Origin of the sequence: Erysipelothrix sp. strain 2 (EsS2-7-Brazil), from assembly GCF_016617655.1 — a bacterium.
Classification (GTDB): domain Bacteria; phylum Bacillota_I; class Bacilli_A; order Erysipelotrichales; family Erysipelotrichaceae; genus Erysipelothrix; species Erysipelothrix piscisicarius.
On the sequence record NZ_SCFT01000014.1, the window covers coordinates 32,499 to 45,549 of the forward strand.

At 37.9% G+C, this 13,051-nt stretch carries 17 protein-coding genes; 3 read left to right on the top strand and 14 right to left on the bottom strand.

The genetic code is table 11. From position 1 onward, the window contains the following. Positions 1-93: 93 nt before the first annotated feature. The 6 genes from rpoE to EPJ90_RS07050 form a co-directional block, all read right to left on the bottom strand. A complete protein-coding gene (gene rpoE, locus EPJ90_RS07025; protein ID WP_200542858.1) occupies positions 94-414 on the bottom strand; it encodes a DNA-directed RNA polymerase subunit delta in 321 nt (106 codons plus the stop codon). A 3-nt stretch (positions 415-417) separates the two neighbouring features. After that, positions 418-819 carry a DUF1934 family protein gene (locus EPJ90_RS07030; protein ID WP_200542859.1) on the bottom strand — a complete coding sequence of 134 codons (402 nt, stop codon included), beginning with the start codon at positions 817-819 and terminating at the stop codon, positions 418-420. Positions 820-916: 97 nt separating this feature from the next. After that, complete coding sequence (locus EPJ90_RS07035) at positions 917-2,137, bottom strand: aminopeptidase P N-terminal domain-containing protein (RefSeq protein WP_161636841.1); 1,221 nt, start codon at positions 2,135-2,137, stop codon at positions 917-919. 2 nt (positions 2,138-2,139) lie between these two features. Next, entirely contained in the window at positions 2,140-3,372 is a 1,233-nt protein-coding gene (locus EPJ90_RS07040) for an HD domain-containing protein (RefSeq protein WP_200542860.1), read from the bottom strand. Then, positions 3,350-4,795, bottom strand: coding sequence for a glutamate--tRNA ligase (gene gltX / locus EPJ90_RS07045; protein WP_125163940.1), 1,446 nt, complete (start codon positions 4,793-4,795; stop codon positions 3,350-3,352). Before gltX ends, EPJ90_RS07040 begins: the two co-directional genes overlap by 23 nt. Before the next feature lie 94 nt (positions 4,796-4,889). Then, entirely contained in the window at positions 4,890-6,068 is a 1,179-nt protein-coding gene (locus EPJ90_RS07050) for an acetyl-CoA C-acetyltransferase (protein ID WP_200542861.1), read from the bottom strand. Positions 6,069-6,328: 260 nt separating this feature from the next. On the opposite strand from EPJ90_RS07050, the gene EPJ90_RS07055 reads away from it, so the two are divergent. Continuing rightward, positions 6,329-7,474 (top strand): hydroxymethylglutaryl-CoA synthase, encoded by a 1,146-nt coding sequence (locus tag EPJ90_RS07055; RefSeq protein ID WP_200542862.1) that lies wholly within the window; start codon positions 6,329-6,331, stop codon positions 7,472-7,474. Positions 7,475-7,494: 20 nt separating this feature from the next. On the opposite strand, the gene EPJ90_RS07060 is transcribed toward EPJ90_RS07055, so the two are convergent. Both EPJ90_RS07060 and EPJ90_RS07065 read right to left on the bottom strand, forming a co-directional pair. Then, on the bottom strand, positions 7,495-7,851 hold the full coding sequence (locus EPJ90_RS07060; protein ID WP_125163937.1) for an MmcQ/YjbR family DNA-binding protein: 357 nt from the start codon (positions 7,849-7,851) through the stop codon (positions 7,495-7,497). Beyond that, complete coding sequence (locus EPJ90_RS07065) at positions 7,832-8,227, bottom strand: VOC family protein (RefSeq protein WP_161636845.1); 396 nt, start codon at positions 8,225-8,227, stop codon at positions 7,832-7,834. Before EPJ90_RS07065 ends, EPJ90_RS07060 begins: the two co-directional genes overlap by 20 nt. Positions 8,228-8,290: 63 nt before the next feature. On the opposite strand from EPJ90_RS07065, the gene EPJ90_RS07070 reads away from it, so the two are divergent. Then, entirely contained in the window at positions 8,291-8,470 is a 180-nt protein-coding gene (locus EPJ90_RS07070) for a thermostable hemolysin delta-VPH (RefSeq protein WP_125163935.1), read from the top strand. Between the two features lie 30 nt (positions 8,471-8,500). On the opposite strand, the gene EPJ90_RS07075 is transcribed toward EPJ90_RS07070, so the two are convergent. The 5 genes from EPJ90_RS07075 to dtd all read right to left on the bottom strand — a co-directional run bounded on the left by EPJ90_RS07075 (position 8,501) and on the right by dtd (position 11,606). Next, complete coding sequence (locus EPJ90_RS07075) at positions 8,501-8,824, bottom strand: cyclic-di-AMP receptor (RefSeq protein ID WP_125163934.1); 324 nt, start codon at positions 8,822-8,824, stop codon at positions 8,501-8,503. Between the two features lie 132 nt (positions 8,825-8,956). After that, positions 8,957-10,060 carry a redox-regulated ATPase YchF gene (gene ychF, locus EPJ90_RS07080; RefSeq protein WP_161636846.1) on the bottom strand — a complete coding sequence of 368 codons (1,104 nt, stop codon included), beginning with the start codon at positions 10,058-10,060 and terminating at the stop codon, positions 8,957-8,959. Next, positions 10,061-10,264 carry a DUF951 domain-containing protein gene (locus EPJ90_RS07085; RefSeq protein ID WP_003774276.1) on the bottom strand — a complete coding sequence of 68 codons (204 nt, stop codon included), beginning with the start codon at positions 10,262-10,264 and terminating at the stop codon, positions 10,061-10,063. Further along, on the bottom strand, positions 10,257-11,111 hold the full coding sequence (locus EPJ90_RS07090; RefSeq protein WP_161636847.1) for a bifunctional 5,10-methylenetetrahydrofolate dehydrogenase/5,10-methenyltetrahydrofolate cyclohydrolase: 855 nt from the start codon (positions 11,109-11,111) through the stop codon (positions 10,257-10,259). Before EPJ90_RS07090 ends, EPJ90_RS07085 begins: the two co-directional genes overlap by 8 nt. Positions 11,112-11,150: 39 nt before the next feature. Next, positions 11,151-11,606, bottom strand: coding sequence for a D-aminoacyl-tRNA deacylase (dtd, locus tag EPJ90_RS07095; protein WP_200542863.1), 456 nt, complete (start codon positions 11,604-11,606; stop codon positions 11,151-11,153). A gap of 56 nt (positions 11,607-11,662) precedes the next feature. Between dtd and EPJ90_RS07100 the strand changes: the two genes are divergently transcribed. Then, positions 11,663-12,922 (top strand): replication-associated recombination protein A, encoded by a 1,260-nt coding sequence (locus EPJ90_RS07100; protein ID WP_161636848.1) that lies wholly within the window; start codon positions 11,663-11,665, stop codon positions 12,920-12,922. 29 nt (positions 12,923-12,951) lie between these two features. Here EPJ90_RS07100 and EPJ90_RS07105 read toward each other — a convergent pair. After that, a partial coding sequence (locus tag EPJ90_RS07105; RefSeq protein WP_200542536.1) for an IS3 family transposase occupies positions 12,952-13,051 on the bottom strand: 100 nt, incomplete at its 5' end.

Consider the following 13,051-nt stretch of genomic DNA (forward strand, 5'->3'; position numbering starts at 1 on the left):
TACTACAAAAATAAAAGCTCCCAATAAATTTGGAAGCTGCTGCCCTTTTATATTTTAGCAAACTTAATATATGAGTTCAACCAAAGACTTCAATTATTCTTCTTCAATGCTTGGAACAATCTCAAATTCTTCGAAATCTTCATCATAATCGTCATAAGTATCTAATAAATCAAGGTCGATTTGTAAACTTTCTAAAGTATGACGTTCGCGTAAATCCCATTTATTTCCTTCTAATGAGATAAATCGTGAATCCATCATCATTGCATTATAGAATGATGCCACTTTTCGTTTTGAAATTTCCTCAGAAAAATTCACTTCTTCTGCGACTTCTTTCCATAATTTACTAAATACAATTTCCTTACGTTTTCGTTTTAATTTTTCATATGCAATATCACTTAATGATTTTGATGACATAGTTTATACCTCCGGTTCCCACCTACATTCGAATTCAAGCGTATCAACGTGTGACCCAGCTTGCTTCAAATGATACCTCATATAAAGAAGACCACTTCTAATTTCTAATGTTTCTACTTCAACCTCGAACACGATAATTCCCTGTGCGCTTGAGACGAGCAACTCTGTTTGTTCGCCTTTACAGAAAACACCTTGTGTTAACCATTCCCCTTGCCGCTTAAATGATACTTCATCATTGGTGAAATCAAGAATAACATATGCATCTTCTTCGTCATACATTATGCGTTGATACGGTCCATAGTTTATGAGATCGGCTTGGGTATCGGTGTGATGAAAGGATTCATCACGAGACTTTTGCTTAATAGTGACTTTAGTTTTAATGGAGATCCCCCTTACGTATTTCACCTATGTATTATATGGCTTTGAACAACAATGTCAACATGTTTATTACATAAAGTAAAAAAGTGTGCTTCAATACACACACTTTCATTTTACATTCACATTACTTCACAAAATACGCTTCGATTTCACTTATTTCTCGCATGATTTGTGGGGCTAAATCTTCACATCCATTTTCCGTTACAAGTAGGTCTGTTTCAATGCGAATACCAATACCTTCTTCAGCGATATAGAGGCCCGGTTCATTTGTAATAACATTACCCGGTACTAAGGGTTGGCCACGATCAATCCAAACATCATGTGTGTCCAAACCAAGTGAATGACCAATACTGTGATAGTAGTAACGCCCTACTTCCTCAACATTATCGATTAGTCCGAGTTTAATACATGATTGTCCTAATGTTTCTTTTGAGATTTCATTTAATTCCATAATTGAAATACCAGGTTTAACCGATTCATTAATGATGTGGAACGTATTCAAGACTTCTTGATAAACTTCTTTTTGGCGTGGTGTAAACGTTCCATTGATTGGGAACGTACGAGAAATATCGGCACCATAACCATTAACACGAATGCCTAAGTCAAGTAAAACAAGTTCGCCATCATTTAACGGTTGATTGTTTGAAATGTAATGAAGCACGGTCGCATTCTTACCACTTGCGCAAATTGTGTCAAACATTAAATCGCCGTGGGCCTTATTGCCTTCATATAAAAAGCGCGCAGCCATGTCATTTTCATTGGCACCTGGTTTCATTTCTTCTACCATTGCTTTGATTGCATGATCCGTTACATCAATCGCGTGACGAATGGCTTCCACTTCTTCAGGATGTTTAATTTGGCGACAACGTACAAGACATTCAAAAATATCCACAACATTTTCTTCGCCTACCGCATCCGCAAAGACAAGACCGGATGAATGTTCAACATCGCCAATGGTATCGTGATCCATATCAACTCCAATTGAGAGTCCTGAATCTAAAACTGATGTTACATACGCATCAAATTCATTAAAGTAACGGACATCTTCAATCCCCGAAATTGTTTGCGCTTCTTCTTTTGTCATAAAATATCCAACCCATTTTTCCATGTCTGGATTAATTTCACGTAAAAATAGGATTTCATGATTTGTTTCTTTTTCAAAAACAACAACCGCTTCCGGTTCTTCAATACCGGTTACATAATAAAAGTTTCGATTCGCTGAGAAAGGGTATTCCGCATCTGCTGAACGACGAACACCGCATCCGCTGAATAAAAACGTAACTGTCTTTTCAGGCAATTCATTCATCACCTTTTCACGAATATTGATATATGTTTGTTTTTTCATGATTATACCTCCTCAGGGTAGAAAATCTTTTCGTCCTGTTTCTTTTCACCCGTCGCGAATCCCCGAACGATTGAGGATGCGCTGGTTAATTCTACAAGTGTACCGTTTTTTAGGACAACCCATAACCCCTCTTCACCATTTTCAACATAAGGTGAATAAAGGATTTGCGATTGTTGATCACTAATAACATAGTAGCGATTATCAAAACCGGCATTTTGTACCCGTTCTTTAATCGCATCAACTTGTTGTGAAGACTCGAGATCTTCATATTTAAAGAGTTTACGATTTAAAAGACGTAACGCTAAGTCTTTTAGGATGGGATCTTTAGATTTCGTTAAGGACATAAATCCGGCATAGCAGGTCGATTCATCCAATTCAAAATGTTCTTGAGTACTAATTTCCCCACCCGAAACAAAGGGTTTGAAAAACGATAACTCATTCCCTAATGCTTTACCCTCATGAACCAAATCTTTCATTCGTTCAAAAATTGCGAATAGAATCATCTCAAAACTTCGTGATGTTGGATGAAGGTAGACCTGCCAGTACATCTGATAGCGAGCCATAATATAGTCTTCAACCGCATGAATTCCACTCTCTTTTACCACAAGCTTATCATCAATTACAATAAGTGTTCTTAAAATACGAGATAAATCAAATTCACCATAACTAACACCCGTAAAGTATGAATCACGCAGGAGATAATCCATGCGATCTGCATCCAATTGACTTGAAATAATTTGTGTCAAGAGTTTGCGCGAATGACGGTGCGCGATAATATCTGCAACCAGTTGCGGCAACTCTGGATGCGCCTCAACAAGAATCTTATGAACCTGTGTGTCCTCTAGAATAATTCGATCCGTAAACTTTTCGTGATTAACCGATGTCACAGATTCGAAAGCATGAGAAAAAGGGCCATGACCCACATCATGAAGCAAACCGGCACATAATAATGCAATATGTTCCAAATCTGAAAGTGTATCCGACAATCCGTTCACATTTTCAATCATTAAGCGAACCACTTCGTATACTCCAACTGAATGAGAGAAACGCGAATGTTCTGCGCCATGATAAACTTGATTTGTTCCACCTAATTGATGGATGCGTCTTAGTCTTTGAAATTCTGGTGCGTTAATCAGATCCCAAATAACTTGATGATGTACATGAATGTATCCGTGCAAAGGATCTCGTAAGACCTTGTGCTCGGAAGTTGGTTTAAATTTTATTGATGTATTCATTTAAACGTTTTTCAACAACGTCGCGACCTAAAAGATATAACGCACTCATTAAATCAGGTCCATGTGTTTGATGCGTTGCACTAACACGTAATCCCATAAATAACGGTTTTCCTTTAAGTCCAGATTCAGTTTTCGCAGCATTAAATGCTTCTTTCAGTGAATCCACATCCCATGATTCTGGTAAGTTATTCAAGAATGCTTGTGCAACCACAGGTGTTGTTTCCCACTCTAAAACTTCTTTTTCTGAATCGGTTAATTCTGGTTCAACAAAGTAGGGTTCGATTAATGAACCGATTTCTGCACCATATTGCAATTGTTCTTTAAAGAGAAGTAAACACTTTTCAATCCACGCTTCGTCTTTGTTTGTAAGATCGTGTGCTGCTTCCGCAAATGGTCTCACAAAGCTTAGCCATTCACCATCTTCTTTTTCTTTTAAGTATTGATGATTCATCCAAGTAAGTTTTGTAACATCAAACATGGATGGCGCTTTTGATAAACGATCCTCACTAAATTCTGCAATGAGTTCTTCATGTGTAAAGAGTTCTTTTTCTCCCTTTGGTGACCAACCAAGCAGTGCCATAAAGTTAAACATTGCTTCGGGAAGATACCCTTGATCTTTATATTGACTGATGTATTGCATAACTGAATTATCACGTTTGGATAACTTCTTACCGTTTTCATTAACGATTAAAGTCATATGTCCAAATAGCGGAATATCCCATCCAAACATTTCATATAACATCATTTGTTTTGGTGTATTTGAAATGTGCTCTTCACCACGGAATACATGGGAGATTTCCATCAAGTGATCATCAATAACAACCGCAAAGTTATAGGTAGGAATACCATTTGACTTCACAATAACCCAGTCACCGATATCTTTTGACTCAAATGAGATTTCACCACGAACCATATCATTAAAAGTATATGTCGCATCCGTTGGAACGCGCAACCTTACAGAGTAAGGACGTTGTTCTGTTTCATAACGTTGTTTGGTTTCATCATCAAGGTGAAGACACGTACGGCTGTAGCGTGTTGATTGGTGTCCTGCCGCAACTTGACGCTTATAATCTTCATCAAGTTCTTCCGTAGTACAGTAACACTTGTAAGCATCACCGCTCGCTAATAACTTTTCCACATATTCATTATAAATTTCTAAACGTTCCATTTGACGATATGGAGCATATTCTGGTTTTGGTTTGTCTGGAGATTCATCAGGTACAATCCCTAACCAGTTTAAGAAATAAAGTTGTGATTCCTCACCGCCCTCAACATTACGTTCAATGTCTGTATCCTCAATACGTAGGACAAAATCACCACCGTGATGTTTTGCCACTAAATAATCAAATAACGCTGTACGGGCGTTACCGATATGAAGAAATCCTGTTGGACTTGGTGCATATCTAACTCTAACTTTTTTCATTTTTAGTACCTCTTTCCAAATTCCATACTATTATAGCATGGTTATGTCAAGGATTAAATATTAAACAACCGCGATAATCCCTGCAAAAAAGAACCTACTTAGTAGGTTCTTCACGTTCAATCATCATTGCGACACCCATGCCGCCACCAATACATAACGATGCAATTCCTCGTTTTGTATTTGAATGAATTAATTCATAGATTAAAGTAACCATAATACGCGCGCCCGATGCACCAATTGGATGACCAATTGAAATCGCACCCCCATTAACATTCACTTTATCTAAATCTAAATTTAAGTCACGACAAACCGCTAAGGATTGTGAAGCAAATGCTTCGTTTAATTCAAAACGATCAACGGTATTTAAATCAGTATTTGTTTTCTCAACTAAAGATTTTACAGCATAGTAAGGTGCGTATCCCATGATTTCGGGTTCAACCCCAACTTCTGAGAAACCTTTAATTGTCGCAATTATCTCTAAATCCATCGCTTCAGCCTTTTCACGGCTCATTAAAATCAGTGCAGCAGCACCATCATTAACCCCGGATGCATTTCCAGCAGTAACCGTTCCGTCTAATTTAAAACTAGGTTTTAATCGTTGGAGTCCTTCCAGGGTTGAATTTGTTCGGATAAACTCATCCGTATCAATAAGTTCACGTCCGTTATTAACAGGAACAATTTCATCTTTAAACAGTCCCGCCTCAAGTGCACGCGTTGCACGCATTTGAGATTCTAATGCAAATGCATCTTGATCCTCACGCGATATATGAAACTGTTCAGCAACCGTTTCTGCTGTCACACCCATCAACTCATTGGTAAACGCATCAACAAAACCATCTTTTTGAATTGTATCTTCTGTCTCTAAGTTTTGAAATTTCGAACCAAAGCGACCATTTTTTATTATATGAGGCGCTTGTGACATATTCTCAAAACCACCCACAACTACAACATCCTTCTCACCAAGCATAATGGATTGCATTCCAAGATGAATTGACTTCATCCCCGATCCACACATCTCATTGATGGTCATGGCAGGTGTTGAATATGGAATTCCAGAAAACACCGATGCTTGTCGTGCAGGGTTTTGTCCCAATCCAGTTTGGATGACATTACCCATTACTACGTATTCAACATCTTCCGGCGAAATCTTTGCACGATGAATCGCTTCTTTAATTACTGCAGTCCCTAATTCTACCGCTGAAGTCTTCAAGAAGCTTCCCCCGAATTTACCTATCGCAGTGCGCGCAGCACTGACTATAACTACGTCTCGCAAAAAATCACTCCTTCTAAAATGTCGGCTAGACAATTATACCGTTTACAATTTATAAACACAACATTTTCCTTAACGCCTATCTCTATCTCGAACCCTAGTTTACCATTTGAGCGTAAAAAGCGCTCATTTTCACACAAGATACCATAAGTTTATGCCTAAAATACCCTACTTCGTGTGAATTATTCTTGAATTACACATAATTTTTGCTTATTAGCCAAGAGACTATTATAATGAAAGCATATTGAAAAAGGAGATATTCCATGGAAATTGGACTTGATAAAATAGGGTTTTATGCCCCATTAACGTATATTGATATGGCGGATCTCGCGCAAGCACGCGGGATTGATCCAAACAAATATATTCTCGGACTTGGACAAGATCTACAAGCTGTCTGTCCACTATCACAGGATACCGTTACTTTGGGGGCGAATGCCGCTTCAAAAATATTAGATGATGCGGATAAAGAGGCCATCGACCTTGTGATTCTCGCTACAGAATCCGGTATTGACCAATCAAAAGCAGGCGCAACCTCAATTCATACATTATTGGGGATTAACCCTTTTGCACGTTGTATTGAAATTAAACAAGCGTGCTATGGAGCAACTGCGGGTCTTCAACTTGCAAAAGGACATATCGCTTTAAATCCCAATAAAAAAGTTCTCGTAATCGCAAGTGACATTTCGCGATACGGCCTTAACACCGGAGGTGAAGCGACACAAGGTGTTGGATCAGTCGCAATGTTAGTCAGTGCACATCCAAAAATCATGACCCTTGAAGCAGATGCATCTTATTTTTCAGATGATATTTGGGATTTCTGGAGACCGAATTATAGTGATGTTGCTTTTGTAGATGGGAAGTACTCAAATGAGCAGTACCAACGTCTATTCACCACCGTATATGAAGATTATTTAAATAAAACAGATCAAAATCTTGAGGATTTCAAAGCAATCTGTTTCCATATTCCTTATACGAAACTTGGATTAAAAACACTCAAACTTATCGCAGATGAAGCAACACACCCTGCATTGTTTGAAAACTTTAAAACAAGTACACTATACAATCGTCAAGTGGGTAATATTTATACCGGTTCGCTCTACTTAAGTTTACTCAGTCTCCTAGAACAAGGATCCTTAAATGCTGGAGATCGTATTGGTTTATACAGTTATGGTTCTGGTGCCGTGGGCGAGTTCTTCTCCGGGATCTTACAACCTAATTACAAAAAACACTTGTGCATGACACATCAAGATGACCTTGATCAGCGTACAAAGTTATCAATTCCTGATTATGAAAAACAATTTGAAGCACGGTTGGTTACAGATGGCAGTCATCAATTGCTTGAAGGTGATGCTTCGAAATATTCACTCGAGTCAATTTTCGAACACCGACGTTATTACAAAACAAAATAAAAAGTTCCTTGCGGAACTTTTTATTTTATCTCACTTTGTATTTTCTTAGTTAGACTCTTAAAGATAAGTTCATACGACTCGTTAATAAGTGTTTCAATGAGTGGTTCATCCACATCCTTATCCATACGAATTGAAATCCAATGAACTTTATTCATATAGTAACCTTCAGTGATGACTCCTGGATACATTTCACGATAGCGTGCCCCTTCACTGGGTTCCGCTTTCACCGTTACAATTGAATTTCCCTCTTTATTGGTTCCCATCATCATATACATTTTCCCACCTACAAGAGCGCGTTCCGCATTCCACTCATCTTTAAAGTCATACACCGTTCCTTTATTTTGAAGGCATACGTCTTTAATTTTTTCCGGTTTCATAGGAACCTCCGGCAAAGGTAATGACGACACCATCAGGATCTGTTAACGCAAATTCCCATATATCATAAAATGTTTTATGGAGTGTCTTTATTAAATTTGGATGTGTTTTGAGCCGTTTGTATTCCGCCTCTACATCATCGACTTTAATAAAAAGTGTTAAAGAAGGATTAATCGAATCTGTATGAAGTGTTGGATATTCTTCAATCAATGTATTTTTTTCTTCAAGCATTAATGTTGTTTCGCCGCGACCAAGAATCGCGAAGATCGGGACTGAATCCCTATCCACTTGATCATAAACATTCATCTCTAAAACGGTTTGGTAAAACAAAATACTTTCGTTCACATTTGTAACCATTAGATTTGGTGTCAGTTTCATCGTATTACCGCCTTTATATTTTCATGTAAATCGTATAGAATAGGGGTGAAAGCAGGGAAAATCATGGCTTATTTTAATTATCATGCGAAAGCAAAACAACTTATCGCCGATGGGCATCTCACTCATTTTGAAATTGTGGATAACTGGAATGGCATTAAGCCTGCGCTGGTCCTCTATTTTGATAATAATCGGCCCATGCCCATTCGGGAATATCGCTGGCCAGAATATTTTGAATTAATTTAAAAAAGAAAGAACGAGATCGTTCTTTCTTTTTTAAAGTTTATGGAATTGCTCTACATCCATGACGAACACGGTTGCGCCACCAACTTGAACTTCCACAGGGAATGATGCGTAACGTCCGATATCATATGAGGCTGTAGATGGTACAACTTCCGTACGTTTACTACATTCATTACCAATGATTTCCAAACATCCTTCGACGCGATCATCATCAACACCAATAATAAGTGTTGTATTTCCTGCTCGTAAGAATCCACCTGTTGTAGCGAGACGTGTAACTTGATAGTTTTCTTTATTCAAAGCATTTGAAACTACAGTACTGTCATCATTTGAAACAATAGCTAATACTAATTTCATAAGATTCCCTCCTCTTACCTTTGTTTCATTATACCATAAAATAAATCCATGGTTCTTTTTTTATTTACATAAAACCCCCTCCACAAATCACGGAACTAGGTCAGTTCCCACCTTTGTAAGGGGGTCTTTTTATTAATTATTAAATCTAAAGTGTACGATGTCGCCATCTTTCATGACGTAATCTTTTCCTTCAGAGCGCATTTTTCCTGCTTCTTTAATTGCTTGTTCACTTCCAAACGCTTCCAAATCTTCCACATTATACGTTTCGGATCGGATAAATCCTTTTTCAAAGTCTGTATGAATCACCCCAGCACATTGTGGTGCCTTCATGCCATTCACAAAAGTCCATGCACGAATTTCTTGTGGACCCGCAGTAAAGAAAGTGCGTAAGTTTAAGATTTCATAGCTATTACGAACTAATACATCCAATCCACTTTCTTGAACCCCTAAATCGGCCAAGAATGCTGCTTTTTCATCATCTTCAAGACTTGATAAATCTTCTTCAACTTTTGCACATACAGGAATCACACGACATGATCGCGCTTCTGCATACGCTTTAACCTTTTGGTACATTTCGTTACTTTCAATATCCATAAGACTGTCTTCATCGATATTCGCTACATAAATAACAGGTTTAATGGTTAGGAAATGGAACGTACGAGCAAGTTTTTCATCATCTTCTGACAAATTGAGATCGCTTAATGGACGGTTATTTTCAAGCGTTTCCTTTGCACGATCTAATAACTTCATTTCTGCCATTGCTTCTTTATCATTCGATTTTGCTTTACGTCCTACACGTGAAATTCGGTTCTCTACACTTTGTAAATCCGCAAGCATGAGTTCAATTTCAATAATTTCAATATCAGAGATTGGATCACCAACAACACCATGCTCATGCACAATATCTGAATTCGCAAAACAACGTACAACATGCACGATGGCATCCACTTCACGAATGTTTGATAGGAATTGGTTCCCTAAACCTTCACCTTTTGATGCACCCTTTACAAGTCCTGCAATATCCGTAAACTCAAACGTTGTGGGAATAATCTTCTTAGACTCAATAAATTTTTGAATTGTGTCGAGTCGTGGATCGTTTACCTTTACAACACCTACGTTTGGTGCAATCGTCGCAAATGGATAGTTTGCTGCCTCAACCTGTGATTTCGTGATTGCGTTAAATAATGTGGATTTACCCACGTTTGGTAATCCAACAATTCCTGCTGTTAATGCCATCTATAATTCCTCGTTTCTTTCAATTACTTTCTTTAATTTTTTTTCAAAATCTTGACGTGTGAGCATAATAACAGACCCACATCCTTCGCACTTAATTTTTATATCTGCACCCATTCGTGTAATTTTAAAGTACTGTGATTTCTTACATGGGTGATCTTTTTTCATTTGTACAATATCACCTAAACCATATGTTTTATCAATCATGCTGACACTCCTTAAGTTTATATGCAATCATTGTATTTTCAAGTAAGCTCGCAATGGTCATCGGTCCAACACCTTTCGGAACTGGCGTTGCATACGATGCAATTTCATAAGCCTGACGCTCTACATCCCCTCTTAAATTTCCATCAATACGATGAATTCCTACATCAATGAGTACGTGTTGATTTGAAATCCAAGATGCGGGAATCGCTTCCGGTTTTCCCATTGCAACCACAATTATATCATTAGAACAAATGAGTTCATCTAAGTTTTTTGTTTTTGAATGTGCCAAGGTAACGGTCGCATTCTTTTGCGTTAACAGTGTTGCGACAGGTTTCCCCACAAGGCGACTTCTGCCAATCACCAATGCTCGCTTCCCTTCAATTTCCACATTATACCAATCTAATAAGCGAATAATCCCTTTCGGCGTACAGGATACAAATCGTGGACGATTTAATTCTAAATAGCCTACATTAAGGGGGTGTAATCCATCGACATCCTTAAGCGGATCAATTGCTTCAATAATAACATTTTCATCAATATGCTTCGGTAACGGTAACTGAACCAAAATCCCATCAATATTATCATCTTGGTTTAAGGTCTTAATAATCTCAAGCAGTGCTTCTTGAGATGTATCCGCCTCACACGAAATCGCCTGTGAAGAAAATCCTACAGACTTACATTGTTTTACTTTAGAATTCACATACGTTTGTGAAGCGGGATCATTTCCCACGATTACAACGGTTAGTGAAGGTACACGTTTCCCTTGTTCAATAAGCACTTCTGTTTCTGCTTTTAACGAAGCACGAATTGCTTTTGAAACAGCCAATCCATCAAGTATTGTTGTCATGTTATCATCTCCAATTAACGTCTTTAATAATACCACACCTTAAATTACCTTACCATCTTTAATATTGAGCATAATCGTAATGGGGCCATCATTATCCAAAATTACATTCATATGGGTTTGGAAAATACCCGTTTCAACTTTAAGACCATGATTTCTTAACCCCGTGTTGAATGCCTCAAACATCGTATTTGCTTGAGTTGGCTCCATTGCATTACTAAAGCTTGGACGATTCCCTTTACGACAATCTGCTGCTAATGTAAATTGAGAAATTGACAAAATAGCCCCCCCTACATCTTGAATACTGAGATTAATTTTACCTTCTGCATCATCAAAAAGTCGAATAGACGAAATTTTATCAACGGCTTTCTTAATATCGGCATCGCTATCACCTGTTTCCATCCCAACAAGTAACATATATCCTTGTTTAATTTCACCCACGATTGCTTGATCTACAACAACTTTTGCTTCTTTTACTTTTTGTATCACGATTTTCATGAAATCACCTCATCTCTATTCTACCGTAAACATGTTACAATATATAGGGTGATTTTATGAACAAACCATTAGCATTCCGAGTACGTCCTGAAACGATTGATGATATCATCGGACAAGAACATCTACTTGGGGAAAATCAAATTTTACGTAATGTCGTGGAAAGCGGTAATCTTCATTCCATGATTTTCTTCGGACCTCCCGGTACGGGAAAAACAACGACTGCGATGGCCATCGCTAATTCGTTAAAACGACCGTATCGACTTTTTAATGCTGTTACGGATAATAAAAAGAAACTGGATGCACTCTTTCTTGAAGCAGAAATGAGCAGCGGTCTTGTCGTGATTATTGACGAGGTTCATCGTTTAAATAAAGATAAACAAGATATTCTTTTACCTCATGTGGAAAGTGGTCTGATCACGATGATTGGTGCAACAACAGCCAATCCTTATTTTTCAATAAATCCAGCGATTCGATCTCGCGTACATCTATTTGAATTTAAACCCCTATCTTATAATAATATTGTATCCATATTAAAGCGTGCAGCTTCAGTATTTGAAAACAATCAAATTATTCAAGAAGATGTTTTAGAATCAATTGCTTCAAGTTGTAATGGTGATGCACGATACGCACTCAATGCCCTTGATTTACTGGCACAATCGACACGCGATGATGTTATTACCGAAAAACATCTTGAAAAACTGAGTCTCTCCGTTAATATTTCAATGGATAAAGATAGCGACAATCACTATGATGCCCTGAGTGCATTCCAAAAATCAATCCGTGGAAGTGATGTCCAAGCCGCTCTATACTATCTTGCGAAATTAATTCATGTGGGGGATATGGATTCGATCGAACGTCGGCTTATTGCCATAGCTTATGAAGATATCGGACTTGCAAATCCCGCATTATGTGCACGTGTTGTCACCGCCATCGATGCCGCAAAACGAATTGGATTTCCTGAGGCTAAGCTTCCGTTAAGTGTTGTCGTTATTGAATGTGCCCTTTCACCTAAATCTAAAGCGGGGGAACACGGTATTGATGCAGCCTTAAAAACCGTTCGTGAAACAGCACATCAAGTACCTCAATATCTACGTCTAAATGCTGTGGGTGTTGATGATCAGGATATGTACGATTATGAGCGTAGTGATTTGTGGCATAAAATCCAATATTTACCCGACGAACTTAAAGATGAGGAGTTTTATCGTCCTCAAAACCTAAATTCTGCGGAAAAAACATACGCTTCTAATTACGAACAACTCAAAAAAGTTCAGCGTACCAATAAATTAAGAAAACTCAAAGAAAAAAAGAAACCGTAGATTGAACTGCCCCCAATATCTTGGACGGTTTAATTAAGAGTTAAACTAAAGGATTGATTTCTGTACTGTGCAGGAGTCAGTCCTTTTAGTTTGCTCTTAATTCTTTTGTTATTATAATAGTCGATATAT

Bases quoted from the DNA above. Each gene is read 5' to 3' on its own strand.
- rpoE (WP_200542858.1), bottom strand. From the start codon at position 414: ATGTCATCAAAATCATTAAGTGATATTGCATATGAAAAATTAAAACGA.
- EPJ90_RS07035 (WP_161636841.1), bottom strand. From the start codon at position 2,137: ATGAAAAAACAAACATATATCAATATTCGTGAAAAGGTGATGAATGAA.
- EPJ90_RS07040 (WP_200542860.1), bottom strand. From the start codon at position 3,372: ATGAATACATCAATAAAATTTAAACCAACTTCCGAGCACAAGGTCTTA.
- gltX (WP_125163940.1), bottom strand. From the start codon at position 4,795: ATGAAAAAAGTTAGAGTTAGATATGCACCAAGTCCAACAGGATTTCTT.
- EPJ90_RS07055 (WP_200542862.1), top strand. From the start codon at position 6,329: ATGGAAATTGGACTTGATAAAATAGGGTTTTATGCCCCATTAACGTAT.
- EPJ90_RS07060 (WP_125163937.1), bottom strand. From the start codon at position 7,851: ATGAAACCGGAAAAAATTAAAGACGTATGCCTTCAAAATAAAGGAACG.
- EPJ90_RS07065 (WP_161636845.1), bottom strand. From the start codon at position 8,227: ATGAAACTGACACCAAATCTAATGGTTACAAATGTGAACGAAAGTATT.
- EPJ90_RS07070 (WP_125163935.1), top strand. From the start codon at position 8,291: ATGGCTTATTTTAATTATCATGCGAAAGCAAAACAACTTATCGCCGAT.
- EPJ90_RS07075 (WP_125163934.1), bottom strand. From the start codon at position 8,824: ATGAAATTAGTATTAGCTATTGTTTCAAATGATGACAGTACTGTAGTT.
- ychF (WP_161636846.1), bottom strand. From the start codon at position 10,060: ATGGCATTAACAGCAGGAATTGTTGGATTACCAAACGTGGGTAAATCC.
- EPJ90_RS07085 (WP_003774276.1), bottom strand. From the start codon at position 10,264: ATGATTGATAAAACATATGGTTTAGGTGATATTGTACAAATGAAAAAA.
- EPJ90_RS07090 (WP_161636847.1), bottom strand. From the start codon at position 11,111: ATGACAACAATACTTGATGGATTGGCTGTTTCAAAAGCAATTCGTGCT.
- dtd (WP_200542863.1), bottom strand. From the start codon at position 11,606: ATGAAAATCGTGATACAAAAAGTAAAAGAAGCAAAAGTTGTTGTAGAT.
- EPJ90_RS07100 (WP_161636848.1), top strand. From the start codon at position 11,663: ATGAACAAACCATTAGCATTCCGAGTACGTCCTGAAACGATTGATGAT.